Origin of the sequence: Streptomyces bluensis, assembly GCF_014650715.1 — a bacterium.
Lineage (GTDB): Bacteria > Actinomycetota > Actinomycetes > Streptomycetales > Streptomycetaceae > Streptomyces > Streptomyces bluensis.
Window position 1 is genome coordinate 83,272 of the sequence record NZ_BMVM01000004.1, and the last position, 23,014, is coordinate 106,285.

A 23,014-nucleotide genomic window follows, 5' to 3' on the forward strand; every position below is an offset into this window, starting at 1 on the left:
TGTGCCCCGGTCCGGGAAGGAGATGAGGATGGGCGAGGTGGTCTACGACGAGCGCACGGTGCGGCGGGCCCGGTATGCCGTGGCCGCCGTGTTCGCGGTGCACGGCGCGGTCACCGGGTCGTTCGCCACCCGGGTGCCGTGGATCCAGGACCACACCTCCGTCAGCGCGGGCCAGCTGGGTCTCGCGCTCGCCTTCCCGGCGTTCGGCGCGTCGGTGGCGATGCCGCTCGCGGGGCGGATCAGCCATCGCTTCGGCGCCCGCAACGCACTGCGCGGCCTGATCTCGCTGTGGACGCTCGCCCTGGTCCTGCCGTCCCTCGCGCCGAACCTGTGGACGCTGTGCCTGGCCCTCTTCGTGTACGGCGCCACGGCCGGCATGGCGGACGTCGCGATGAACGCGCTCGGGGTGGACGTGGAGAACCGCCTGGGCAGGTCGATCATGTCCGGCCTGCACGGCATGTGGAGTGTGGGTGCGCTGATCGGGTCCGCGGCCGGCACGCTCGCCGCGCACCTGGGCTCGGACGCGCGCCTGCACCACGCGCTGGCCTCGGCGACGCTCACCGTCGTGGCCCTGGCCGCCTGCCAGTGGGTGCTCGACCTGAGGCCCACCGACGACGAGGAGCCGCCGCCGCACTTCGCGCTGCCGCCCAGGTCGGCGCTGCTCATCGGCGCGGTCGGGTTCTGCGCAGTGTTCGCGGAGGGTGCGAGCATCGACTGGTCGGCGGTCTACCTGCGAGACCAGCTGGGCACGTCGGCCGGTCTCGCCGCCGCGTGCACCACCGCGTTCATGCTGACCATGGCGCTGGCCCGGATCGCCGGCGACGCGGTCGTGAACCGCTTCGGCGCGGTGCGCACGGTACGGGCGGGCGGCGTCATGGCCGCGCTGGGCGGGCTCCTGGTCGTCGTGGCGGCGCAGACATCAGTCGCTGCCGCGGCGGGTCCGGCGGTGGCGATGGCGGGCTTCGCGCTGATGGGTCTGGGCATCGCGGTCGTCGTACCGCTGTGCTTCGCGGCCGCCGGGCGCAGCGGCCCGAACGCGAGCCTGGCCATCGCGGGCGTCGCCACCATCACGTACACCTCAGGCCTGATCGCCCCGAGCGCGATCGGCACCCTGGCCCAGGCGACGAGCCTGACGGTGTCGTTCGGGCTGGTCACGTTCCTGGCGGGCGGTCTCGCCGTCCTGGCGGGCGTGCTGCGCACGGGCGCGAGCGACCGCCCGAAGGCCACCGCTCAGGGGACTGACCCGGCGGCTCAGCGCGCCAGGTCGTAGGCGTACCCGGGTGAGAAGGTCCCCGCCGCGCCCTTGCACCCGTCCGACTCGCCCGGCAGCTTCACCCACAGGTAGGCGTCGACGCGCTCCTCTCCGGTACTGAGGGTCGGCGGCCGGCCCAGCTTGCGGCCGGGCGGGTCGCACCACTCACCGTCGGCGGGGGCGCCGTTGCCGTTCCGGCTGGTGTCGATGACGGCGCCCAGGCCCGCGGGACCGGCGAGGGCGTCCAGCACCTGCCGGGTATAGGTGACCTCGGCGCTCGTGGGGTTGAAGTTGGACACGTTGCTGAACACGCCGTCGGAGGACCCCGGCGAGGCGGCGCCCGCCTTGCCGAGGAGCGCGGCCTGCTTGTCCGGCGCGTTCCACTCGGAGTGGCCGGCGTCGTAGTACACCCGGGCCTTCGGGTTCGCCTCCTTCAGGACGCGGCCGGCACGGGCCAGCGAGGCGAACCGGTCGACGCGCTGGGCGGACGAGAGGCAGTCCGACTGGGCGATCGAGTCGGGCTCCAGGATCACGATCACCTCGTCCGAACCGAGCCCGGCGGCGAACTTGTCGATCCACGCGTCATAGGCGTCGAGATCGGGCGCCCCGCCCTGTGAGGCACCGCCGCAGTCGCGGTCCGCGATGGCGTACGGCACGACGACCGGCACCCGCCCCTGCGCCGACCCTTCCGAGGTGACGGCACTGACCCGGGCGGTGATGTCGGACGGCGTGTAGTCGGCGAACCAGACGGCGGCCGGATGGTCGGCGATCCGGGACTTGATGACCTCGATCCGGGGGTCGGTCGGGTTGTCGGCGACCCAGTCGCGGACCTGGGAGTCGGGGTACCGGTACAGGCGGGCCGACGCGGCGACGGTCTCCGTCGTCCTCGTCGCGGTGGGCTTCGGGCTGGGCTTCGGGGACGTCCTCGACGGGGACGGGGAGGCCGGCGCGGGCGACGCGGGCGGCGGGGAGGGCTCAGGCGCAGGGGGCACGGCGGGCTTCGGCCGGAGGCTGGGAGAGGGGGTGGCCCGGGGGCGCGCCTCGTCGGACGCGCTGTCGTCGTCCAGCGCGGAGACCAACCCGGTGACGGTGCCGACGGCGGCCACGACACAGGCCGCGGCGACCATGGCGCCGCGCCGGGCGGCGCGCCTGCGCTCGGCCCTGCGTGCGGCCAGGCGCTGGGCACGTAAGCCTGACACGTGGTACTCCCCACTTTCCGCCATGGGCGTTAACCCGATCCGGGGACGCGCCCGGCCCGGCGCTCCTGGCGCCAGCCTAGGGCTGGGACCCTGCCCCCATGGCGCAGTTGGAACAACTCACCACTCCCGTCGACGGAGTCGTCGCCCGTATGCGGGTCCTGGACGCCGCCCTGCCGCGGCACGACGGGGTCGCCGTCTTCAACCGCGTCTACCTCGCCGTCACGGAGGCGATCGACCGGTGCGTCGACACTGGAGGGTTCCCGGACGTCCGGGCGGCCATCACGCTGGATGTGCGGTTCGCCGAGCGCTATCTGCGGGTGGCGGAGGGAGGGCGTCCGCCTGCCTGCTGGCGGCCGCTGCTGCTGTTCCGGCGTCATCCCGGCGTACGGCCGCTGCAGTTCGCGCTCTCGGGCATCAACGCGCACATCGGGCACGATCTCGCGCTCGCCGTGGTGGACGCCTGTCGTACGCTCGGCTGCGAACCAGCCGAGTTGGAGGACGAGTTCGAGCTCGTGGGTGACATCCTCGTCTCGGTGGAGGAACGCATCCGCGAGGAGCTGATGCCGGGCCCCGACCTGCTCCAGGTCGCCGATCCGCTCACGCACCTGGCCGGCTCATGGAGCCTGGAGCGGGCCCGCGACGCCGCCTGGTCGGCGGCCCGCGCACTGTGGGCACTGCGTGGACTGCCCGACCTCGCCGAGGAGTTCACCGAGCGGCTGGACGCCGCGGTGGGGCTCACGGGACGGATGCTGCTCACGCCACTGCCGGACTGATTCGGCCACTCCTGCGCCTGATCCACCGTGTGGCCTCCAGAAGTCCCCGGCGAAGTTGTACGTTCAACAATGACGTTCAGCAATGACACATCTCTCGCAAAGGAGCTTGAGTATGGCGACGCGACTCGGACTCGGCCTTCCTCAGATGCGGCAGTACGACATCGGCAAGGACGTACCGGAGGTGGCGCGCACCGCCGAACAGATCGGTTACGACAGTCTGTGGGTCTTCGAACGGGCCCTCTTCCCCGAACCGGCCACGCAGGGCCTGTACGGCGTCGAGGGCCTGCCCTGGCCCGACCAGTACCGCAACGTGGCCGACCCGCTGGTCACCCTCACCCTGGCGGCCGCTGCGACGGAGCGCGCCCGCCTCGGATCGAGCGTGCTGGTGGCGCCGCTGCACGTGCCGTTCCAGCTCGCCAAGGCCCTGGCCTCGCTGGACGCGGCGAGCGGCGGCCGGGTGGTCGCGGGCCTGGGCACGGGCTGGTCGCACGACGAGTACGCGGCCGCGTCGGTCCGCCCCTTCGAGGAGCGCGGCCAGGTGCTGGACGAGGTGATCGAGGTCTGCCGCGCGGTGTGGGGCCCCGACCCGGTGTCGTACGACGGGCGGATCACGAAGATCGCCTCCGCCGTGGTGGGCCCCAAGCCCGCCCGGCCGATTCCGATCCTGCTGGCCGCGAGCACCAGGAAGGCCCAGCAGCGGCTCGTGGACCACGCGGACGGCTGGCTGCCGGTGGGCATGGGCGTCGAGCAGATCTCCGCGCAGTGGCGTCAGTTGCAGGATCTCGCCGCCGAACGCGGGCGCACGGAACCGCTCCAGACGGTGCTCCGCGTGAACGCGACGTACACGCCCAAGGCCTACGACGGCGCGGACCGCCAGCCCTTCCAGGGCGACGTCGCCCAGATCGTCGAGGATCTCGTGGCCCACGCCGAGGTGGGCCTGGACGAGATCCTCGTCGAACTGCAGGCCACCGCACGGGACGCCCAGGAACTCAAGGACGTGGCCGCCGAGGTGTACGAGCAGGCGCGGGCCGCCGGGGTGTGAACCCCTGTCAGTCCTCGGGGAGTTCGACGGGGGCGATCTCGTCGAACAGGTCGCCGGGCCCGGGGTTGGCCGGGTCGGTCGCCCCGCCGAAGTGACGCATGACGCCCCAGACCGCGTTCAGCGCGGTCTGGACGGCGCCCTCGGCCCAGCCCGCCGTCCAGGAGATGTCGTCACCGGCGAGGAAGACGCCCCGCTTGTCCTCGGGCAGCCGGTCCTGCATGAAATGCGTGAAGAGGCGTCGCTGGTAGCGGTAGTGGCCGGGCAGGTTGGCCTTGAACGCGCCCATGAAGTACGGCTCGTTCTCCCAGGACACCGTCACCGGGCTGCCGATGATGTGCTTCCTGATGTCGACGCCCGGATAGATCTCGCCGAGCGACTTCAGCATGACCTCCATCCGCTCGTTCGCGGACAGGGGCAGCCACTTCAGGCTGTCGTCGCACCAGGTGTACGACAGACAGATCACGGCGGGCCGGTCCGGGCCGTCGTCGAGGAGGTAGGTCCCGCGCGTCATACGGTCGGTGAGCGTCATCGACATGACGTCACGGCCGGTCGGGTTTCCGCTGTCGTCGAGGGCCTTGTCGAGCCAGAAGGGCCGGTCGACGGGTACGAAGAGCTTGGAGCTCTCCATGTAGTGGGTGCGCTCGACGGCGGTCCAGTGGTCGATCGGGAAGAGCGACTCGTCGCAGTCGATCTTCGACAGCAGCATCCAGGACTGGGCGGTGAAGACGGCCGCCCGGTACGTACGGATGCCGCCGTTCGCGTCCGTCACGGTGACCCGGTTGCCCGCGGTGCGGTGCAGGCGGGTCACGGCCGGGCGTGGCTCGCCGTTCACGTGCAGCGACTTCAGCGAGGTCCCGTAAGGCCAGTGCACGATCTTTCCGGGCTCGCGCTCCCACAGGCGCAGCGGCAGTTGCTGTGAGCCGCCGACGATGCCGCGGTGGTGGTCGTCGGCCTCGGTGTAGACGACGCGCAGGATTTCCAGGATGGAGTTCGGGAAGTCGGTGTCCCAGCCGCCCGTGCCGAAGCCGACCTGGCCGAAGATCTCGCGGTGCCGGAAGGACCTGAAGGCCTCCGAGTCGCACAGGAAGCCGTAGAAGGTCTGGTTGTCGAGCTTCTCGACCAGCTTCGACCAGATCTCCCGGATGCGCCGGACATCACGCTCACGCATGGCGCGGTTCATGTCCGAGAAGTCGGCGCCCTCTTCCAGACACCTGTTCCAGGCATCGGCCACCTCCCGGTAGACCTGCGGCAGATCGTCGATCGTCCGCGCGTAGTGCGACTCGCCCTTGAGGTCGACGACGGTCGAAGGGGTGGCTTCCGCAAGGGGGTTGGGGAAGGGGCGGGTCTCCAGGCCGACCAGGTCGATGTAGTGCTGGAGCGCCGTGGAGGACGGCGGGAAGCGCATCGCGCCCATCTCGGCGGTCAGGGACGGGTCACAGCCCTCGAACCCCACGGTCCGCAGCCGCCCGCCGATCCGGTCGGCCTCGTACACGACGGGCTTGAGCCCCATCTTCATCAGCTCGTACGCGGTCACGATCCCGGACAGCCCACCGCCGATGACCGCGACCTCCGCGCCGTGCTCTGTCGCGGGGATCTGGCCCAGGCCCGTCGGGTGGGCGAGGAAGTCGTCGTACGCGTACGGGAAGTCCGGCCCGAACATGGTGATGGGCGGCTGCTGCTCGTCTGCGTGCCGGACGGTGTTGGGCGCCGTGGACGTCATGGGGTACGGGCTCCTTGCACAGGGAGACTGGGAGGAGGGGGGAGGGGCTGGGGAGAACTGGGAAGAGCTGGAGGAAGGCCGGCGGCGCAGCACAGGCCGGGGTCTCAGGTGAGGGACCCGTAGAGGCCTGGGCGCCGGTCCTCCAGATACGGGTTCGCCTGGCGGGAGGCGGCGAGGAGGGCGGGGTCGACGTCGGCGAGGAGCAGGTGCTCACCGCGGTCGGCGCGGGCGTGGGCGACCCCGTCGGGGCCGGCCAGCGTGGAGAGCCCGACGAAGTCGAACTCTCCTTCCCGGCCCACTCGGTTGACGTACGCGACGTACATCTGGTTCTCGAAGGCGCGCACCGGGACCACCGACTCGGCGACGAACTGGAACGGGTGCATCTGGGCCGTGGGCACCAGGAGGAGGTCGGTGCCGGCGAGGGCGTGGGCGCGGACGTTCTCCGGGAACTCGACGTCGTAGCAGATCATGATCCCGACGCGGAGGCCGTCCAGTTCTGCCTGGACGACCGGCTGCTCCCCCGGTGTGAAGTGGTCGCGTTCGAAGCAGCCGTAGAGGTGTGTCTTGCGGTAGTTCGCCAGCCGGACGCCCTCGGCGGAGATGAGCTGGGCCGAGTTGAAGACCTGGTCTCCGGCCCGCTCGGGGTAGCCGTAGGCGATCGCGAGGCCGTGCCGCCCGGTGGTCTCCGCGATCGCGTCGGCAAAGTCCCCGTCGGCGGGCTCGGCCAGCCGCGCGATGTCGTCGCCGATCGCGTATCCGGTCAGGAACAGCTCCGGCGCCACCAGCAGCCGGGCTCCCGCGGCCGCCGCGCGCCCCGCGGCCCCGTCGAGCACCTTGAGGTTCCCGGCGACCGAGCCGGGGCGGCCGGAGCTCTGGAGCAGGGCGGTGCGCATGCGTGTTCCTCATCTGGGCGAAGGGGGTTGGGGGCCGTGTGCCGGGCCACTGAGACGCTACGTTCGGGCGGCTCGGCCGGACAAGCAGCAGCCGTTGCGCGCCGGTGAACGATCCGTTGCGTGTCACACGGGTCCGGCGGCGATTCGTTGCGCGCCACGGGAAGGAGGGCCCCTCCGCCCGGGGGCGGAGGGCCCGAGTCACCGACCTCTTGGCCGAGTACGCCTGGCCGCCAGCAGCAGCGCGGTCACCAGGTAGGGCACCGCGAACACGGCGAAGACGGTGCCGTGCGCGTGGGCCGAGCCGAGCATCGCGTACGCGCCGTACACGGTGATCGTGGCGAGTTCGGTACCCACACCGGCGACCGAGGTCAGGGTGGCCCGTCCCGAGCCCTCGATGCGCTGCTGGAGCCGGACATCGGCCAGGACCGTCGACAGCTGGAAGCCACCGAAGGCCAGGGCCACGAGGGCGATGCCGGGCGGTGTCCCCGCCACCGCGCCCACGGCCAGGGCCAGCGCCGAGCCGGCCAGCAGAGCGGCGAGCCCGGCCGTGCCCAGGCGTTCGCCCGCCCCGGCCAGCAGGCTCCCCGCCGTGGCTCCTGCCCAGATCAGCAGGAGCAGGTAGGGAACCGTCTCCTCGGACACCCCTGTGTCCCGCGCCAGCAGCGGTGCGTACTCGTCGAGTGCGCCCCATACGGCGCTGACAGCCGGGACGAGCAGCAGCGCTCCGCGTACGGAACGATCGCGGCGGGCTTCCGAGAGTCCCGTCCGCAGGGCGATGAGGGTCGTGGTCCAGCTGTCGCCGCGGGAGGTGGCGGTCCGGTGCTCCGGGAACCGGCCGGCCACCGCCGCGGTCAGCAGACAGGCCAGCACGCTGGCCAGCCCCACGGCCGGGTACCCGCCGAACGCGAGCACCGGCCCGGCCAGCGCCATGGCCGTCACGACTCCGACCAGCCCGGCGGCGTGGGCCCGGCCTATGACCCGCGCGTAACGGTCCGCCGCGCCGAGCCGGTCGAGTTCCTCGTACACGAGCGCCTCAAGGGCACCGGAGCCGAGGGCTCCGCGGACGCCCCAGAGCACGAAGCCGGCGGCGAACGCCTCGTACGAGGGGACGAGCACCCACAGGGCGAAGCCGACGGCACCGAGGAGCGGCCCGAGCCACAGCAGTGTCCGCCGGGAGACGGCGTCGGCCCAGGCCCCGGACGGGACCTCGACGAGGACGCCGGTCAGCGACCACAGCACGAACAGGGAGGAGATCTGCCAGACGGACAGACCGGTGTCGACGAACAGCAGCGCGTACACCGGGTAGAGCAGGACGAGTTCGTCGAGGAACGAGTAGCCGTACAGCGTGGCCGTGAGCCGCCGGACACCGGTGGCGGGCACACGCGAAGGTGAGAGTGTCATGAGGCCTTCCCGCAGGGACAGTTCGGACGCCGGATGAACGGCGCCCGAGGCGGCCCTCGGGAGGCACGGCTGCTGGATCAATGTCGCCAGGTCATGCGGCCGATACTAAACGGGAGTCCCCGCCCCTGTCAGGCGGGGCCGTCAACCCGTCTCACAGCCAGGGCTCTTGGGCGGGCGCCCCGGACGAGAACCTCCGCAGCAGCGGCGACAGCACCAGCACGGACTTGGTCCGCTCCACGAACGGCTCCTGCGCGATCCGCTCCAGCACCCGCTCGAAGTGCCGCATGTCGGAAGCGAAGACCTGAACCACCGCATCGGCCTCACCGGTGACCGTGGAGGCCGCCACGACCTCCTGATACCGCTCCAGGCCGCGCTGGATCGTCTGCGGCGACGTGTTGCGCCGGCAGTAGATCTCGACGAACCCCTCGGTCTCCCAGCCGAGCGCGGCGGGGTCGACACGCACCGTGAAGCCGGTGATCGCTCCGGTGGCTCGCAACCGGTCCACGCGCCGTTTGACGGCGGGCGCGGACAAGCCGACCAACTGGCCTATGTCGGCATACGAGCGGCGGGCGTCCTCGGCGAGGGCGTGCACGATGCGTTCGTCGAGATCGTTCAGCACTGCGGGCGGTTCACTTCTGGCGGAGTTGCGGGACGGAAGCGGCGGCAGCCGCGACTGAAGTAGAACACGAGCCCGGCGGGCCCCTGCCCTCCAGGTCGCTCAGCTCCAGCTGGCGTGCAGCGGCTGGCCCTCCGCGTAGCCGGCGGCGCTCTGGATGCCGACGACGGCCCGCTCGGCGAACTCCTCCAGGGAGGCGGCGCCCGCGTAGGTGCAGGAGGAGCGGACGCCCGCGATGATCGAGTCGATCAGGTCCTCGACGCCCGGGCGGGCCGGGTCGAGGAACATGCGCGAGGTGGAGATGCCCTCCTCGAACAGGCCCTTGCGGGCGCGGTCGTAGGCGGACTCGTCGGACGTGCGGTTGCGGACGGCACGCGCGGAGGCCATGCCGAACGACTCCTTGTAGAGGCGGCCGCCCGCATCCTGCTGGAGGTCGCCCGGCGACTCGTACGTCCCCGCGAACCAGGACCCGATCATGACATTCGACGCGCCGGCCGCGAGGGCCATGGCGACGTCGCGCGGGTGCCGTACGCCGCCGTCGGCCCACACGTGCTTGCCGTACTTGCGCGCCTCGGCCGCGCACTCCAGGACGGCCGAGAACTGGGGGCGGCCCACTCCGGTCATCATGCGGGTGGTGCACATGGCGCCGGGGCCGACGCCGACCTTGACGATGTCCGCACCGGCCTCGATGAGGTCACGGACGCCTTCGGCGGCGACGACGTTGCCCGCCACGATCGGCACGGCCGGGCCGATCGCGCGAACCGTCCCGATGGCGTTGATCATCGACTCCTGGTGGCCGTGCGCCGTGTCGATGACGAGGGTGTCGACGCCCGCGTCGAGGAGCTGCTTGGCCTTGCCGCCCACATCGCCGTTGATACCGACGGCGGCGGCTATGCGCAGCCTGCCGCCCGCGTCCGTGGCGGGGGTGTAGAGCGTGGCGCGCAGGGCACCCTTGCGGGTCAGGATGCCGGCCAGCCTGCCGTCGGTGTCGACGGCGGGGGCGTAGCGGCGGTTGGCGGCGTCGAGGGTGTGGAAGGCCTCGCGCGGGTCGATGGCGGCGTCGAGGAGCAGCAGGTCCCTGGACATGACCTCGGAGAGCTGCGTGAAGCGGTCGACGCCGGACAGGTCGGTGTCGGTGACGACGCCGACCGGCTTGTGGTCCTCGTCCACGACCACGCCCGCGTTGTGGGCCCGCTTGGGCAGCAGGGCCAGGGCGTCGGCGACGGTCTGGTGGGGGCCCAGGACGATCGGGGTGTCCAGGACGTGGTGGCGGCCCTTCACCCAGGAGATGACCTCGGTGACGACCTCGATCGGGATGTCCTGCGGGATGACGACGAGCCCGCCCCTCCGGGCGACGGTCTCGGCCATGCGACGGCCCGCGATGGCGGTCATGTTGGCGACGACGATCGGGATGGTCGTACCCGACCCGTCCAGGGAGGCGAGGTCCACGGCCTGGCGGGAACCGACCGCGGAGCGGCTCGGCACCATGAAGACGTCGTCGTAGGTCAGGTCGTACGCGGGCTGGATGTCATTGAGGAAACGCACGTGCTGCACATCCCAGTCGATCAGAGGTGGCCCCCGGACAGGTCAGCCAGGGGGAAGAGCACGTACTTCATTTTCCCATGCCGCCCGGTGTGCGTGGCGCGGACAGATCGCCCAGAGCGGCCGGGGCGGGCTAGGAGGATCCTCCGAGGGCGAGCACCACCTGCAGCGGGGTCCCCGTGTCGCGCCAGCGGTCGCCGGCCTCGGCGAACACCTCCTGTGCGATGCCCCAGTCGTGCGGCACCGCCAGGGCGAACTCCTGCCAGCCGGTGACCACGACCAGCCGCCCCCGCGCGGGCGGTGCCCACGACAGGTCGCCGAGGCAGTCGGCGAGGGCGTCCCAGTTCCGGCCGAAGTAGTCGGGCAGGTCCAGGGCGCGGGTGCAGCGGTCCATGAAGGCGGGCTTGTCGGTGACGCCCGCGAGGTTCAGCTCGATGTGCACCCAGCCACCGGTGGCCAGCGCCTCCGCGAGTGTCCCGTCGCTCATCTCAGCCCCGTCCTGATCGAGTCGTGGTGATCAGTCGAGTCGTACTGATCACCCGTGCGAACCCGCTGCCGCCCACGGGCCCCGACCCGTCGGACGAGGCCCACCGGCTACGCGCGCAGCGTATCGTCCGGGTCCGTCCGGTTGAGCGCGGACCGCGGTGCCGGCCCCGCCGTCAGCAGGGAGTCCGCCGCCGAGGTGTCCGTGACGAGGCTGGTCACCAGCCCCGACCGCAGCACGGCGTCGATCGCCGCCGCCTTCCGCTGTCCGCCCGCGATCGCGACGACCTCGGGGATACGGCGCAGTTGGTCGGTCTTGACCGTGATGCACCGCTCCCCCAGGTCCCGTCCGATCCGGCGGCCCTCGGCGTCGAAGAGGTGCGCGGACATCTCGGCGGCGACACCGAGGGACGCGTAGTGGGCGCGCTCCTCCTCGGTGAGCATGTCGTGCACCGTCGAGATGCCCGCCTCCCAGGAGCCGATGGAGACACAGGCGACCGTGACCTTGTCGAAGTACTCGAAGGCGCGGGCGATCCCGGTCTGGTGGCGCAGCGCGGCCGCGGTCGCCGCGTCCGGCAGCAGCATCGGCGCGTAGATGGGGTGGGCGTCTCCGCCGGAGACCTGGGCCGCCCGGCGGACGGCCTCCACGGAGCCGCGCTCGGCGGTTCCGGCGTCGTACACGCCCGTCAGCTGCACCACCGTGCAGGGCGGCAGCCGGTCGAGGGCGGCCGCCATGTGGATGGTGGAGCGCCCCCAGGCGAGCCCGAGGACGTCGCCCTCGCTCACCAGTTCGCCGAGGAGATCCGCGGCGACCTCACCGAGGTTCTCCGGGTCGGGCGACTCCTCCGCCTCGGCCGGCGACTCGACCACCACGGCGTGCCTGAGGCCGTAGCGCGCCCGCAGCGCGTCGGAGCGCTCGGCGTCCAGCTCGGCGGGGACGCGGATCTCGATGCGCACGAGATCCCGTTCGAGAGCGGTCTCCAGGACCCGGGCCACCTTGAAGCGGCTGACACCGAACTCCTCGGCGATCTGGATCTTGGATTTTCCCTCAAGGTAGAAGCGGCGGGCCATCGCCGCCGCCTGCACCAGCTCAGCGGGTCCCATCCGCATGGCTGACCGGCCCGCCGACATACCCGACACGGCCATCTCCTCACTGCTGTTCACACTCTGGATACGCCGTTCATCCTTGCAGATCCGACGTATTCGATCAGCCCGGATGGGTGGCGTTCACGTTGTCTTGGCCCAGTCGTCGCGCGTCCACCGGATTCGTGGGTCCACAGGTGGGGCGTTCCCGCGGCTCCGCCGGGTTCTTGGTCAACGCTCCGCAACCCCTGTGAGGTTCCTGAACGCGGTGCTCAGTGCGCGCACGCCCAGGCCGCCGTGGCCGTCGCCGAACGGGCCTGGTCGCGCAGGGCCCGTACCGCCTCGGCCGGGTCCTCGGCCCCGTACACCGCCGAGCCGGCCACGAAGACGTCCGCGCCCGCGTCGGCGCAGCGCTCGATGGTGGAGGCCGAGACGCCGCCGTCGACCTGGAGCCAGAGTTCGAGGCCGTGCTTGGTGATCAGCTCACGGGTGCGGCGGATCTTGGGGAGCATGATGTCGAGGAACGCCTGCCCTCCGAAGCCCGGCTCGACCGTCATGATCAGCACCATGTCGAGCTCGGGAAGCAGGTCCTCGTACGGTTCGATGGGCGTCGCGGGCTTCAGCGCCATGGAGGCCCGGGCGCCCTTGGCCCGGATCTCACGGGCGAGCCGCACGGGTGCGGCGGCCGCCTCGGCGTGGAACGTGACGGAACCGGCACCCGCCTCGACGTACTGGGGCGCCCACCGGTCGGCGTCCTCGATCATCAGGTGGCAGTCCAGCGGGATCTCCGTCGCGCGGGCGAGCGACTCCACGACCGGCACACCGAGTGTGAGGTTCGGGACGAAATGGTTGTCCATCACGTCCACATGGAGCCAGTCGGCCCCTTCGGCCGCCTTCGCTTCCTCGGCGAGGCGGGCGAAGTCGGCGGACAGGATGCTGGGGTTGATCTGCACGGCCATGTCCTAAGCCTCCCATGTACCGCGAAGGGCGGTGGCATCGGTACTGGAAGCCCGCGCCCCCCGGGCGGCCTCGCCCGCTTCAGGCGACCCGGCGGATGAGGGCCAGATACATCGCGTCCGTGCCGTGCAGATGCGGCCACAGCTGGACGTCCGGGCCCTCGCCCAGGTCCGGTACGCCCTCCAGCAGCGGCCGGGCGTCGATGAGGTCGGCCGCGGGACCGTACTGCTTGAGTACGTCGTCGACGACCGCGCGGGTCTCGGCGAGATGCGGCGAGCAGGTGGCGTACCCGACGACACCTCCGACGCGTACGGCGTCGAGTGCGGTCCGCAGCAGGGCACGCTGGAGCGGCGCGAACCCGTCCAGGTCCTCGGGCCGTCTCCGCCAGCGCGCCTCGGGCCGTCTGCGCAGGGCACCGAGTCCCGTGCAGGGCACGTCCATCAGCACCCGGTCGAAGGTGCCCGGCCGCCACGGCGGGCGCGTACCGTCGGCGGCGATGACCTGATACGGCCCGGGATTGCCGTCCAGTGCCTTCGCGACGAGCCCGGCCCGGTGCGGCTGCTTCTCGGAGGCCAGCAGCACGGCGCCCCGCTCGGCGGCGAGCCCGGCGAGCAGGGCGGCCTTCCCGCCGGGTCCGGCGCACCCGTCCAGCCACGTCTTGTCGGGGCCCTCCAGGGGAGCGGCGGCGAGGGCGAGCGCGACGAGTTGGCTGCCCTCGTCCTGCACGCCCGCACGGTTCTCCCGTACGGCGTCGATGGCGCCCGGTTCGCCGCCCTCGCTGAGCCGCACGGCATACGGCGACCAGCGCCCCGGCGTCGCGGCCTCGTCGCCGAGGGCGTCGAGCAGCTCATCGGCGGTGGCCCGCCCGGGCCGGGCGACGAGGGTGACCTCGGGGCGCTCGTTGTCCGCTTCGAGGAGCCGCTCGATGCCCGCGCGGCCGCCCCCGAGGGAGTCCCACAGGGCGGAGACGACCCAGCGGGGATGCGAGTGCACGACGGCGAGATGGTCCTCCGGGTCGTCCTCGTACGGCGGCGCGACCCGCTCCAGCCACCCGTCGAGGTCGTCCTGCGCGACCTTCCGCAGCACGGCGTTGACGAACTTGGCGCGCCCGTCACCGAGGACGACACGCGCGAGCTCGACGGAGGCGGAAACGGCGGCATGGCTGGGAATCCGGGTCCCGAGCAGCTGGTGCACCCCGAGACTCAGCACGTCCAGCACGGGTGGGTCGACCTCCCGCAACGGCCGGTCGACGCAGGCCGCTATGACGGCGTCGTACGTGCCCTGCCGTCGCAGCGTCCCGTACACCAGCTCGGTGGCCAGCGCCGCGTCCCGCCCGTCGAACCTGTCGGGTCCCTCCTTCTCCCGCGCCTTGCGCAGCAGCGGCGGCAGCACGAGATTCGCGTACGCGTCCCGCTCGTCCACCGCCCGCAACGCCTCGAAGGCGAGGATGCGGACGGGGTCCTTCTGGGGTCGGCGGTAGGGCTTGCCCGGCCTGCGCGGCCGACGGGACTGCTCACTCACGAAAAAGGTGCTCCGGAAATCAGGGTGGGGACACGCGTCAAGCGACGCGTCAAGCGTACGTCCCGGCCAGGCAGGCGGGAGTGTGACGACAGGGCCTACCCGCCGAGGGTCTCCGGGTCGGCGATACGCACCCCGCGGGCCCAGTCCGCCGCCCGCATCGGCTTCTTGCCCTGGGCCTGAACCCACAGCAGCTCGACGGCGTACGAGCCGGTGCCCGCGTACACGTGGTTCTTGCCGACGGCGAGGGTGCCCGGCGCGAGGTCGTCACGGTCCGGCACGAGCGCGACCTGGATGAGCTTGAGCCGCTCGCCCCGGAACGTCGTCCACGCGCCGGGCGCGGGCGTGCACCCGCGCACCACCCGGTCGACGCGCAGGGCCGGAGCGGACCAGTCGACGTGCGCGTCCTCCACGGTGATCTTCGGCGCGAGGGTGACGCCCTCGGCGGGCTGCGGTACGGCCTGGAGCGTCCCGTCCTCGATCCCGTCCATCGTCGCGGCCAGCAGCCCGGCGCCGGCGAAGGCCAGCCTGGTGAGGAGGTCACCGCTGGTGTCGGTGGGGCGGATCTCCTCGGTGACCGTCCCGTAGACGGGCCCGGAGTCCAGTCCCTCCTCGATCAGGAAGGTCGACGCCCCGGTGATCTCGTCCCCCGCCATGAGGGAGTGCTGCACGGGGGCGGCTCCGCGCCAGGCGGGCAGCAGCGAGAAGTGCAGGTTGACCCACCCGTGCGCGGGGATGTCGAGGGCGACGCGGGGCAGCAGGGCGCCGTACGCCACGACGGGAGCGCAGTCCGGAGCGATCTCCCGGAGCCGGGCCAGGAACTCCTCGTCCCTGGGCCGGCCGGGCTTCAGCACCTCGATGCCGGCCTCCTCCGCCCGCTGCGCGACGGGGCTCGCGATCAGCCGCCGCCCGCGCCCCGCCGGCGCGTCCGGCCGCGTGACGACGGCGGCCACCTCGTGCCGCCCGGAGGCGATCAGGGCGTCCAGAGCGGGAACGGCGACCTCGGGGGTACCGGCGAAGACGAGCTTCATGGGTGACTGTCGGCCTCTCGGGCGGGAGTTCGGATCGACCCCGGCGTCTTTGGCAACCGGTGCGCGGGGCAGCACACCAGTCTATGGGGGTGCGGCGTGAGACCCGACAGCGCACTCGCACGGGTTGCCGCGGGCGGAAAACGCAACCTCAGGGGGCGTACGCACAAGACCCTTACGCCCCGCAGCGTGACCACAAACCCACAGGCGCGTTGGTCAAGAAAGAGTTGACCAAACAGGCCGCATTCGCGGCCCATCCTTCAACGCCGGTTCGAGAGGCTTGTTCATGGCCGACCACGCAACCCACGACGCCCAGGCTCGGGCCAGCCTGCACTTGCTGGTGCGGGACATCGAGCGGGTCCGCCGGCAGGTGGACGCGCTCCGCACCCTGACCGCCCAGTTGGGCAACGTCTACCGCCCGCGCCGCTCCGGCCCCTCCACGGGATTCGTCGTCTACGGACGTGCCCCCGCCCCGACCGTCCGCCTCGCGCAGGAGCTGCGGGACAGCGTCGAGACCCTCGTCACGGCCGCCGTGGACTTCGACCGCTCACTGGGCTTCTCGTGGGACGCCGTGGGCTCAGCGCTCGGAGTCACCAAACAGGCCGTGCACCGTCGCTACGGCGCCCGCCGCGCCGCCGCCCAGGCCTCGGCGGAGGCCGAGCGCGCCGCGGAACCGTCGGGCACGCGCACGGTCAATGTCGGCACCGGCATGGCCGGGGTGCCCACGGTCCCGGCCGCCCGCTCGATGCCGACGCAGCCGACGGCCGGCAGCCCGACACTCCGCGACGAGGCAAGGCCCACGGCCTTCCCGGGCCCCCGCAACGGCTGAACCCCTTCCCCGTCGACTGCCTCCCGGTTCCGAGCCGGGAGGCAGTGGCGTACCCGGCACCCGGACGCCGAACCACCGCCCCACGTCTCGCTGGTCAGCCGATGTCAGGCGGATCGATCCGGACGCGCACCGCCTCAACCCCACTCCCCCCACGCGCCATTCGAGCCGCCACCGCACTCTTCAACGCGGCGGCCAGCGCGGCCCCGCTCCCCGGCGGCACCCGGACGAGCGCCCGCTCCCACCGCTCCCCCGGCGGTGGCGCCCCCACCGTACGAGGCCGCCCGGCATCCGTGACGGGTAGCGGAACAGGGCCCAGCACCTCGGCATCACGCGGGAGTTCGGCGTCGGCCAGGACCTCGGCCACCGCCTCCGCCGTACCCGACACCGCGGCCATCCTCGACACCGGCGGAAATCCCAGCTCGGCCCGCTCGGCGAGCTCCCGCACGGCGTGCCCGACAGGGTCCCAGCGGACGAGCGCCTGCACGGGACGCAGCGTCGGTTCGGCGACGACCACCACCGTGCCGCCGGCTCCCTGGTCCCGTACGAGCGCGGCGGCCCCGATCCACCGCCGCAACGCGTCCTCCCCGGCCCGCAGATCGGGGCGGCCCAGCATGGCCCAGCCGTCCAGCAGCAGGGCGGCCGCGTAACCGCCCTCGGCGACCGGCTCGGCGCCCGGCGTGCTCACCACCAGTGCGGGCGCCCCGGACACGGTGTCCAGGACCTGCTCCCGGCCGGAGGTCCGCACCGGCACCGCGGGGAAGGCCCGCCCGAGCTCCTCGGCGGTCCGTCGCGCCCCGACGACCTGCGCCCGCAGCCGGAAGCCCCCGCACTCCGGGCAGTGCCAGGCGCCCTCCTCTCGCCCGCACCACCCGCAGCACAGAGCGCCGCCCCCGGCGTCCCGGGCCTGAAGCGGTCCGGCACACCACCGGCACCGCGCCGGTTCCCGGCACCGCGCACAGGCCAGCCGCGGTACGTACCCCCGCCGTGGCACCTGCACGAGCACCGGTCCGTGCCGCAGCCCCTCCCGGGCCACCTGCCAGGCGAGGCTCGGCAGCCGGGCCGCCCGTGCGGCCTCGTCCCGGGCCAGCTCGGCATCGCCCACGGTCCGCACGAGCGGCGCGGTGGCCCGCACCTGCTCCCGGTCGGCGACGAGCGGCGCGGCCCAGCCGCTCTCGACGAGCTGCGCCGCCTCGACGGTGCAGCTCCAACTCCCCAGCAGAAACGCGCACTTGTCGCGGGTGGACCGCAGCTCCAGGACCTCCCGCACATGCGGAAACGGCGCGCGGTCATCACTGTGACTGGCATCGCCGTCGTCCCAGACGACCACCAGCCCGAGATCACGGACGGGTGCGAACATGGCAGCCCGGGTCCCCACCACGGCCCGCACGGCCCCCCGCCGCACGGCCAGCCACTCCCGGTACCGCCGCTCCGGGCCTGCGTCGGCGGTGAGGACAGCATGCTGCCCATCTCCGAACAGCTCCCGCAGCGCCGAGTCCACCCGCGCGACGGGCCGCCCGGCGGGCAGGACGACGAGCGCCCCCCGTCCCGATGCGAGCGTGGCCTGCACGGCCCGCGCGATCTCCTCGGCCCACTGCGGCCCGGGCAACGCGGTCCACACGGCACGAGGCGCTCCTCCCGAGGCGAGGGCGCTCAGGAAATCCGCTCCCCTTCCGTACCGCCGCCAGGAGCCCGGGTCCGGCGCTTCGGGCGGCGGAGGCGGGTCGCCCGTCTTCCGGGCCTCGGCCCGCCCGTGGCGCGGCGGAACGGCCAGCTGCAGCACATCCGCCAGGCTCCCCGCGTACCGGTCGGCGACGGCCCGGGCGAGCCCGAGCAGCTCGGGACCGAGGACGGGCTCGGGCGACACGACCTGCGCCAACGCGGCGAGCGGCCCGGCGTAGTCCGACTCGGCGACCCGCTCGACCAGGAACCCGTCGATCAGCGAACCGCCCTCACGTCTCCCCTCCCGCACATTCCGCCCCCCGGCCCCGAACCGCACCCGGACCCGCACCCCGGGCTGGGCCGCGGCGTCCAGCTCCTCCGGCACGGCGTAGTCGAAGTACCGGTCGAGATGGAGCACCCCCTTGTCCACCAGCACCCGGGCAACCGGCAACTCCTTGGCCAGCGCGGCCCCCCGCCACGTCCGTGGTTTGGCCTTCGGCGCCTTGTTCTTGCGCACGGCCTCCCGAATGAGCGCGAGCTGCTCCGGCACCGCCCCCTGGGCGCCGCCGCTCCTCTGCCCGTTGTCGCTGCTCACGCTTGCATTCTTACCAAATCCCACGGACAACGCCGCCCACCAAGATCACCCCACGGGCCACCTCTGCCTCACTGCCCACCAGCCGCAACCTACGCGCCGGGAACCCGCACCCGGCTCCTCCACAAGCCCGCCCCACCGGCCATTTCCACGGCCGATCCGGCCTCCCCGAGCCACCTGCGCCTGCCACGGCCTGCACCCCGGTATCAGAACTGGAAACGGGAAACTCCGCCGACCGCCTTGCCCGACCCACCGCACCCGGCAGACGCTGATGCGCGACGACGGGCGTCCCTCGGCATCGGCGGCGTCGGCATGAGGGGGTTTACGTGCTGAAGCAGCCACACATGTTCGGTCCCGAACTGCGCCGGTTACGGCTGGCCGCGGGTCTGACGCTGACACAGCTCGCATCGTCCGTGCACTACAGCAAGGGCCAACTCAGCAAGATCGAGACCGGGCAGAAACGTCCTACTGCGGAGTTCGCGCGCCTTTGTGACGCGGCACTCGACGCGGGTGGCGCCCTGTCCGCCCTCGTGCCGTCCGTCCCGACAACCAGCAGCACCGCAACACCGCTGGATGAAGCAGGAGTAGATATGCGACGTGGCACAACCGAACCCGATCTGCCCGGTCGAGCACACTGGCCGTTACCCCCTTCGCGGCGCCAGGTCATGGCAGTGGGCGCCGCGTCGGTCCTGGGCGCCACGCCCGTCTATGCCGCTCCGGCTCCCACTGCGGCTCTCGCCGCGAACGCAGGACCGTATCTCCTCGTGACATGCCGGGACCTGTTCCACCAGTACCGTCGTCTGGGCCAGGTCTCCCCGCCGATCACACTCCTTCCCGCACTCGCCGAGCAGACGCGGGCCCTCGGCGATCTGGCGGCGCACAGCGAGGCCGGAACCCGCTCGGCCTTGCTCAACCTGTCGGCGCGCTACGCCGAGTTCACGGGCTGGATGGCTCAGGAAGCGGGCGACGACGAGGCCGCCCTCAGCTGGACCAAACGGGCCGTAGGACTCGCAGAAGAGGCCGGCGACCGGGACTTGGCCTCGTACGCACTCACGCGCCGGGCGCTCATCAGCTACTACCGCGGAGACGCAGCCGAGACGATCTCGCTGGCGTCGACGGCTCGCTCGCCCCGGCTCCCCGTGCGAATCCGCGGGCTGGCGGCCCAGCACGAAGGGCAGGGTCATGCGCTGGCGGGCGACTACGACGCCTGTCTGCGCGACCTCGACCGTGCACGCGCGCTGCTGGACGCCGACCACCCGGACCCGGCCACACCGCAGCTGGGGGCGACACATCTCAGTGACCCGATCACCATGATCACCGGATGGTGCCTGCTCGACCTGGGCCGCCCCAGGCAGGCGGCGGCCGTCCTGGACGAGGCCTGCGCCCGACTGCCCGTCCACGCCTTGCGCACCCAGGCACGCTACGGCATACGAAGGGCATTGGCCCACGCCCTCAGCGGCGAGGTGGACCACGCCTGCGCCATCGCGCGGGAACTGCTGCCCGCGGTGCGAGCCGTCTGACTCGGCCACCATCCGGCTGGACCTGCGCCGCCTCGCCCGCACCCTCGCGCGCTTCCGAAGCCGCCCGGCAGTGGCCGGGCTGTCACCCGACCTCACGGCCGCTCTCCACACCTCCCTGGGCTGATCCCGACCGGGCAACCACCCGCTACGGAACGTCCCGAACATCCCGACGGCGCACCCACGCCATGACGCCCATGCCAACAAGGGGAAGCTTCGCCATGCCCGAAATATTCATCAACTACCGCACCGGCGACGGAGATCACCTCGCCGCCACACTGGACGAGGCACTGCGCAACCGGTTCGGAGACGACGCCGTGTTCCGCGACGGACGGTCGATCGGACCGGGCTCGGAGTACCCGCACGAGTTGCTGACCAACCTCCGCGAGAGCCGTGCCGTACTCGTCGTCGTCGGCCCTGGCTGGGCGACGGCCGCGGAACTGCGCCGTGAGGACGACTGGGTCCGACGAGAGATCCTTGAGGCGCACCGGTACCGCATCCCCATCGTTCCGGTCCTCGGTGACTCCTCGGTTTCCTGGCTGCGCAGGGACCAACTGCCCGTCAAGCTGTCCTGGCTGGCCGAGATCCAATCGTTGCGGTACAGGCCGTACCATTCCGCGACCGACCTGGCGCACATCGGGGACGAACTCGCGAGGCTCGTGCCGGAACTGACGGACGCCTCACAGCAGACCGCGCCAACGGCCTCCGGCAGCACACACAACTCCGTCTCCGGCGGCAACCACGGCACGTTCGTGCAGGGCCGCGACGTCAGTGTCGGTGGGGACATCGCCGGGACCGTATACAGGAACAACACCGGTCCGTTCCACACGGGTTCCGGGGATCAGAACGTCAACTCCCCTCACTTCTCGGGCGACGGGGGCACCTTCGTGGCCGGGGACAACCACAACGGCGTCCACCACACCTTTGGGGGTGACCGACGCCGTCACTCCGACGGAGGCGGCCGGCGGTGACCGAGGTCTTCAGCAACTGGATCGGCGGCGCCGGCGCCACGTTCCACACAGGCAGCGGCACGCAGACCATCAACAACTTCTACGGTGCAGGGCCCGACAACCGGAGGTCGAGGTCACAGCCGCTCGCGCCCGACATCCTGGATCGGCTCAGGCGGCGGTTCGTGTACCCGCCGGGTATGCAGGAAGCTCGGCAGATCCTCCAGGAGACCCACACCGTTCTGATCGCCGGACGTCCCGGCAGCGGCAGGAACGCAGCGGCGCGCATGCTGCTGGCCGAATACCGGGATCTGCGGGACAACCTGCACGAGGTGCTCCCGGAGGACGAGCAGGGCAACGCAGGGCTCGAACGGCGCGATGCACCGGAGCCCGAGGGGCTGCTGCTCGACCTGTCGGAGGCGGATGCCCAAGCCTGGCAGGCCGTCCACGACGGCCTGCCCGGCTTTCACGCCGCCGTCCGCAAGAACGGTTCGCGCCTCGCGGTCGTGCTGCCGAACTGCGCCGACGGTGACCTGCACTCGGATCTCGCCCAGCTCCGGGCACCGATCGTCCGTCCCGAAGCCCTCCTGGTCCTGCGCGGCGCACTGCGGGAGGCAGAGCTCCCCGTTGACCTGGAGCCTCCAGCAGAGCTCTTCCACTTCCTGGAGTACGAGCCCCCTCTGGACCAAGTCGCCAACCTCGCGTGGAGGATCCGGACGGTGGCCGCCACGGCCAGGTCCGACACCTTCACGGACTGGTGCCGCACCGCGGTGGAAGCGTTCACCAGGAGCCCCGAAGACGTGGCCCGGCAGGTCCTCGCGCTCAGGGACGGCAGGCCGAAGGCCCTGCTGCTGACCACGGCGATGCTGCACGGCGCACGCACCGACGCCGTTCACGAGGCCTGCGAATCTCTGCTCTCCACGGTCGCCCACCCGAAGGACGATCGCCCTCTCCTCGAACGCGAGGACCTCTCGGCACGGTTCGACGAGATCAAGGCCACTCCCGATCAGCAGGGCCGGGTGACGTTCACGTCCATGGACTACGACGTCGCCATTCGCGTCCACTTCTGGAACAACATGCCGGGCCTGCGCACCCGGCTGGGCCAATGGGTGGGCAGGGCAGTCACCCTGGAGTCGTTGACGACCGACGACCGGGCCCTGCTGGCGGAGCGGTTCGCCGAGCAGATCCTGCGCACCGGCCGTGCGGAGGATCTGCTGGGGCTCGTACGTGAATGGATCGAGCGCCACGGCTCTCGGGCATGGTCGGCCGCATCCCAGGCGCTCACGTACGGCGCGCTGCACGGCGACCACGGCAGGCGGTTCCGTAAGGAGCTGTACGACTGGGCCACCAGCTCCAAGCTGTCGGACGGACGCGCCGCGGTGCTCGTCAGAGTGTGCTCCCACGGAGGGGACTTCGCATCCCGCTACCCGGAGCAGGCCCTGGTGCGGTTCCACCACGTGGTCCGGCGTCAGAGCCAAGACCGTGAGGCCGAGGCCAAGTTGGCCCAACTGGTCCTGACCAGCCAGCGCCTGCACCGCCGCATGCTGGACCGGCTGGCGCTGGGGCTGTGGCTGGAGCGCCCCTGGAAGGCAGACATCCGCCTGTTCGCCGTCCTGGCGGCGCCCGGCCGGCTGACCAGCCGGCGTATCGGGCTCCGCTCGCTGCTCGACGAGCCCGGCGTACGTCGACAGCTCAGCGACTGCTGGGCTGCCCTGTTCGCGCGGGTGGCCCCGAAGGACTGGCAGGAACCGTGCAGTCTGTGGCTGTTGGCAGCGGAGGACGCGGTGCCACAGCAGCGCGATCAGTTGCTCGACATCCTTGTCCGCGCCTGCCGAGAGCAGCCCCATCGACTGGGGCGCCTCTACCAGCTGGCCTTCCGCTCCCCCGTGGCACCGCTTGTCCAGCAGAAGATCGATGCCGCGCAAGGCCTGCACCGAACCCGCCCCTGACCGTCCCCGGGAGA

Annotated in this window: 19 protein-coding genes; 7 read left to right on the top strand and 12 right to left on the bottom strand. The window is 72.0% G+C overall.

Features of this window, described 5'->3' with window-relative positions:
• Nucleotides 1–28 precede the first annotated feature (28 nt).
• Nucleotides 29–1,270, top strand: coding sequence for an MFS transporter (locus IE262_RS13080; protein WP_189873677.1), 1,242 nt, complete (start codon nucleotides 29–31; stop codon nucleotides 1,268–1,270).
• On the opposite strand, the gene IE262_RS13085 is transcribed toward IE262_RS13080, so the two are convergent.
• Complete coding sequence (locus tag IE262_RS13085; protein WP_189874067.1) at nucleotides 1,252–2,379, bottom strand: glycoside hydrolase family 6 protein; 1,128 nt, start codon at nucleotides 2,377–2,379, stop codon at nucleotides 1,252–1,254. The genes IE262_RS13080 and IE262_RS13085 overlap by 19 nt on opposite strands.
• A 170-nt stretch (nucleotides 2,380–2,549) precedes the next feature.
• On the opposite strand from IE262_RS13085, the gene IE262_RS13090 reads away from it, so the two are divergent.
• Nucleotides 2,550–3,224, top strand: a complete 675-nt coding sequence (locus tag IE262_RS13090; protein ID WP_134039028.1) for a DUF5995 family protein — start codon at nucleotides 2,550–2,552, stop codon at nucleotides 3,222–3,224.
• A gap of 112 nt (nucleotides 3,225–3,336) precedes the next feature.
• A complete protein-coding gene (locus tag IE262_RS13095; protein WP_134039029.1) occupies nucleotides 3,337–4,266 on the top strand; it encodes an LLM class F420-dependent oxidoreductase in 930 nt (309 codons plus the stop codon).
• Between the two features lie 7 nt (nucleotides 4,267–4,273).
• Here the strand turns inward: IE262_RS13095 and IE262_RS13100 are convergent, their stop codons facing one another.
• The 10 genes from IE262_RS13100 to fmt all read right to left on the bottom strand — a co-directional run bounded on the left by IE262_RS13100 (nucleotide 4,274) and on the right by fmt (nucleotide 15,510).
• Nucleotides 4,274–5,986 (bottom strand): flavin monoamine oxidase family protein, encoded by a 1,713-nt coding sequence (locus IE262_RS13100; RefSeq protein WP_189873679.1) that lies wholly within the window; start codon nucleotides 5,984–5,986, stop codon nucleotides 4,274–4,276.
• A gap of 104 nt (nucleotides 5,987–6,090) precedes the next feature.
• A complete protein-coding gene (locus IE262_RS13105; protein ID WP_189873681.1) occupies nucleotides 6,091–6,879 on the bottom strand; it encodes a carbon-nitrogen hydrolase family protein in 789 nt (262 codons plus the stop codon).
• Nucleotides 6,880–7,077: 198 nt separating this feature from the next.
• Entirely contained in the window at nucleotides 7,078–8,280 is a 1,203-nt protein-coding gene (locus tag IE262_RS13110) for an MFS transporter (protein ID WP_189873683.1), read from the bottom strand.
• Nucleotides 8,281–8,431: 151 nt separating this feature from the next.
• Nucleotides 8,432–8,899: an Lrp/AsnC family transcriptional regulator gene (locus IE262_RS13115; protein WP_189873685.1), complete on the bottom strand. Its 468-nt coding sequence runs from the start codon at nucleotides 8,897–8,899 to the stop codon at nucleotides 8,432–8,434.
• A gap of 99 nt (nucleotides 8,900–8,998) precedes the next feature.
• Nucleotides 8,999–10,441 (bottom strand): GuaB1 family IMP dehydrogenase-related protein, encoded by a 1,443-nt coding sequence (locus IE262_RS13120; protein ID WP_166681693.1) that lies wholly within the window; start codon nucleotides 10,439–10,441, stop codon nucleotides 8,999–9,001.
• A gap of 130 nt (nucleotides 10,442–10,571) precedes the next feature.
• Nucleotides 10,572–10,925, bottom strand: a complete 354-nt coding sequence (locus IE262_RS13125; protein WP_189873687.1) for a barstar family protein — start codon at nucleotides 10,923–10,925, stop codon at nucleotides 10,572–10,574.
• A 107-nt stretch (nucleotides 10,926–11,032) separates the two neighbouring features.
• On the bottom strand, nucleotides 11,033–12,085 hold the full coding sequence (locus IE262_RS13130; RefSeq protein ID WP_166681694.1) for a sugar-binding transcriptional regulator: 1,053 nt from the start codon (nucleotides 12,083–12,085) through the stop codon (nucleotides 11,033–11,035).
• Nucleotides 12,086–12,276: 191 nt separating this feature from the next.
• Nucleotides 12,277–12,963, bottom strand: coding sequence for a ribulose-phosphate 3-epimerase (gene rpe, locus IE262_RS13135; protein WP_134039037.1), 687 nt, complete (start codon nucleotides 12,961–12,963; stop codon nucleotides 12,277–12,279).
• Between the two features lie 79 nt (nucleotides 12,964–13,042).
• Complete coding sequence (locus IE262_RS13140) at nucleotides 13,043–14,482, bottom strand: RsmB/NOP family class I SAM-dependent RNA methyltransferase (RefSeq protein ID WP_189873689.1); 1,440 nt, start codon at nucleotides 14,480–14,482, stop codon at nucleotides 13,043–13,045.
• Nucleotides 14,483–14,577: 95 nt separating this feature from the next.
• Nucleotides 14,578–15,510, bottom strand: a complete 933-nt coding sequence (gene fmt, locus IE262_RS13145; RefSeq protein WP_189873691.1) for a methionyl-tRNA formyltransferase — start codon at nucleotides 15,508–15,510, stop codon at nucleotides 14,578–14,580.
• Between the two features lie 283 nt (nucleotides 15,511–15,793).
• On the opposite strand from fmt, the gene IE262_RS13150 reads away from it, so the two are divergent.
• Complete coding sequence (locus IE262_RS13150; RefSeq protein WP_134039040.1) at nucleotides 15,794–16,336, top strand: hypothetical protein; 543 nt, start codon at nucleotides 15,794–15,796, stop codon at nucleotides 16,334–16,336.
• A gap of 94 nt (nucleotides 16,337–16,430) precedes the next feature.
• Here IE262_RS13150 and IE262_RS13155 read toward each other — a convergent pair whose 3' ends face one another.
• Nucleotides 16,431–18,590, bottom strand: a complete 2,160-nt coding sequence (locus tag IE262_RS13155; RefSeq protein WP_189873693.1) for a primosomal protein N' — start codon at nucleotides 18,588–18,590, stop codon at nucleotides 16,431–16,433.
• A gap of 341 nt (nucleotides 18,591–18,931) precedes the next feature.
• Between IE262_RS13155 and IE262_RS13160 the strand changes: the two genes are divergently transcribed.
• The 3 genes from IE262_RS13160 to IE262_RS13170 all read left to right on the top strand — a co-directional run bounded on the left by IE262_RS13160 (nucleotide 18,932) and on the right by IE262_RS13170 (nucleotide 23,000).
• Nucleotides 18,932–20,107 (top strand): helix-turn-helix domain-containing protein, encoded by a 1,176-nt coding sequence (locus IE262_RS13160; RefSeq protein ID WP_506005226.1) that lies wholly within the window; start codon nucleotides 18,932–18,934, stop codon nucleotides 20,105–20,107.
• A gap of 218 nt (nucleotides 20,108–20,325) precedes the next feature.
• Complete coding sequence (locus IE262_RS13165) at nucleotides 20,326–21,075, top strand: toll/interleukin-1 receptor domain-containing protein (RefSeq protein ID WP_189873695.1); 750 nt, start codon at nucleotides 20,326–20,328, stop codon at nucleotides 21,073–21,075.
• Nucleotides 21,072–23,000, top strand: coding sequence for an nSTAND3 domain-containing NTPase (locus IE262_RS13170; RefSeq protein WP_189873696.1), 1,929 nt, complete (start codon nucleotides 21,072–21,074; stop codon nucleotides 22,998–23,000). The genes IE262_RS13165 and IE262_RS13170 overlap by 4 nt, the downstream gene beginning before the upstream one ends.
• Nucleotides 23,001–23,014: the final 14 nt, after the last annotated feature.

Excerpts from the sequence above, each read along its gene's own strand:
- IE262_RS13080 (WP_189873677.1), top strand. The coding sequence starts at position 29 with ATGGGCGAGGTGGTCTACGACGAGCGCACGGTGCGGCGGGCCCGGTAT.
- IE262_RS13085 (WP_189874067.1), bottom strand. The coding sequence starts at position 2,379 with ATGGTCGCCGCGGCCTGTGTCGTGGCCGCCGTCGGCACCGTCACCGGG.
- IE262_RS13090 (WP_134039028.1), top strand. The coding sequence starts at position 2,550 with ATGGCGCAGTTGGAACAACTCACCACTCCCGTCGACGGAGTCGTCGCC.
- IE262_RS13095 (WP_134039029.1), top strand. The coding sequence starts at position 3,337 with ATGGCGACGCGACTCGGACTCGGCCTTCCTCAGATGCGGCAGTACGAC.
- IE262_RS13100 (WP_189873679.1), bottom strand. The coding sequence starts at position 5,986 with ATGACGTCCACGGCGCCCAACACCGTCCGGCACGCAGACGAGCAGCAG.
- IE262_RS13105 (WP_189873681.1), bottom strand. The coding sequence starts at position 6,879 with ATGCGCACCGCCCTGCTCCAGAGCTCCGGCCGCCCCGGCTCGGTCGCC.
- IE262_RS13110 (WP_189873683.1), bottom strand. The coding sequence starts at position 8,280 with ATGACACTCTCACCTTCGCGTGTGCCCGCCACCGGTGTCCGGCGGCTC.
- IE262_RS13125 (WP_189873687.1), bottom strand. The coding sequence starts at position 10,925 with ATGAGCGACGGGACACTCGCGGAGGCGCTGGCCACCGGTGGCTGGGTG.
- rpe (WP_134039037.1), bottom strand. The coding sequence starts at position 12,963 with ATGGCCGTGCAGATCAACCCCAGCATCCTGTCCGCCGACTTCGCCCGC.
- fmt (WP_189873691.1), bottom strand. The coding sequence starts at position 15,510 with ATGAAGCTCGTCTTCGCCGGTACCCCCGAGGTCGCCGTTCCCGCTCTG.
- IE262_RS13150 (WP_134039040.1), top strand. The coding sequence starts at position 15,794 with ATGGCCGACCACGCAACCCACGACGCCCAGGCTCGGGCCAGCCTGCAC.
- IE262_RS13160 (WP_506005226.1), top strand. The coding sequence starts at position 18,932 with ATGTTCGGTCCCGAACTGCGCCGGTTACGGCTGGCCGCGGGTCTGACG.
- IE262_RS13165 (WP_189873695.1), top strand. The coding sequence starts at position 20,326 with ATGCCCGAAATATTCATCAACTACCGCACCGGCGACGGAGATCACCTC.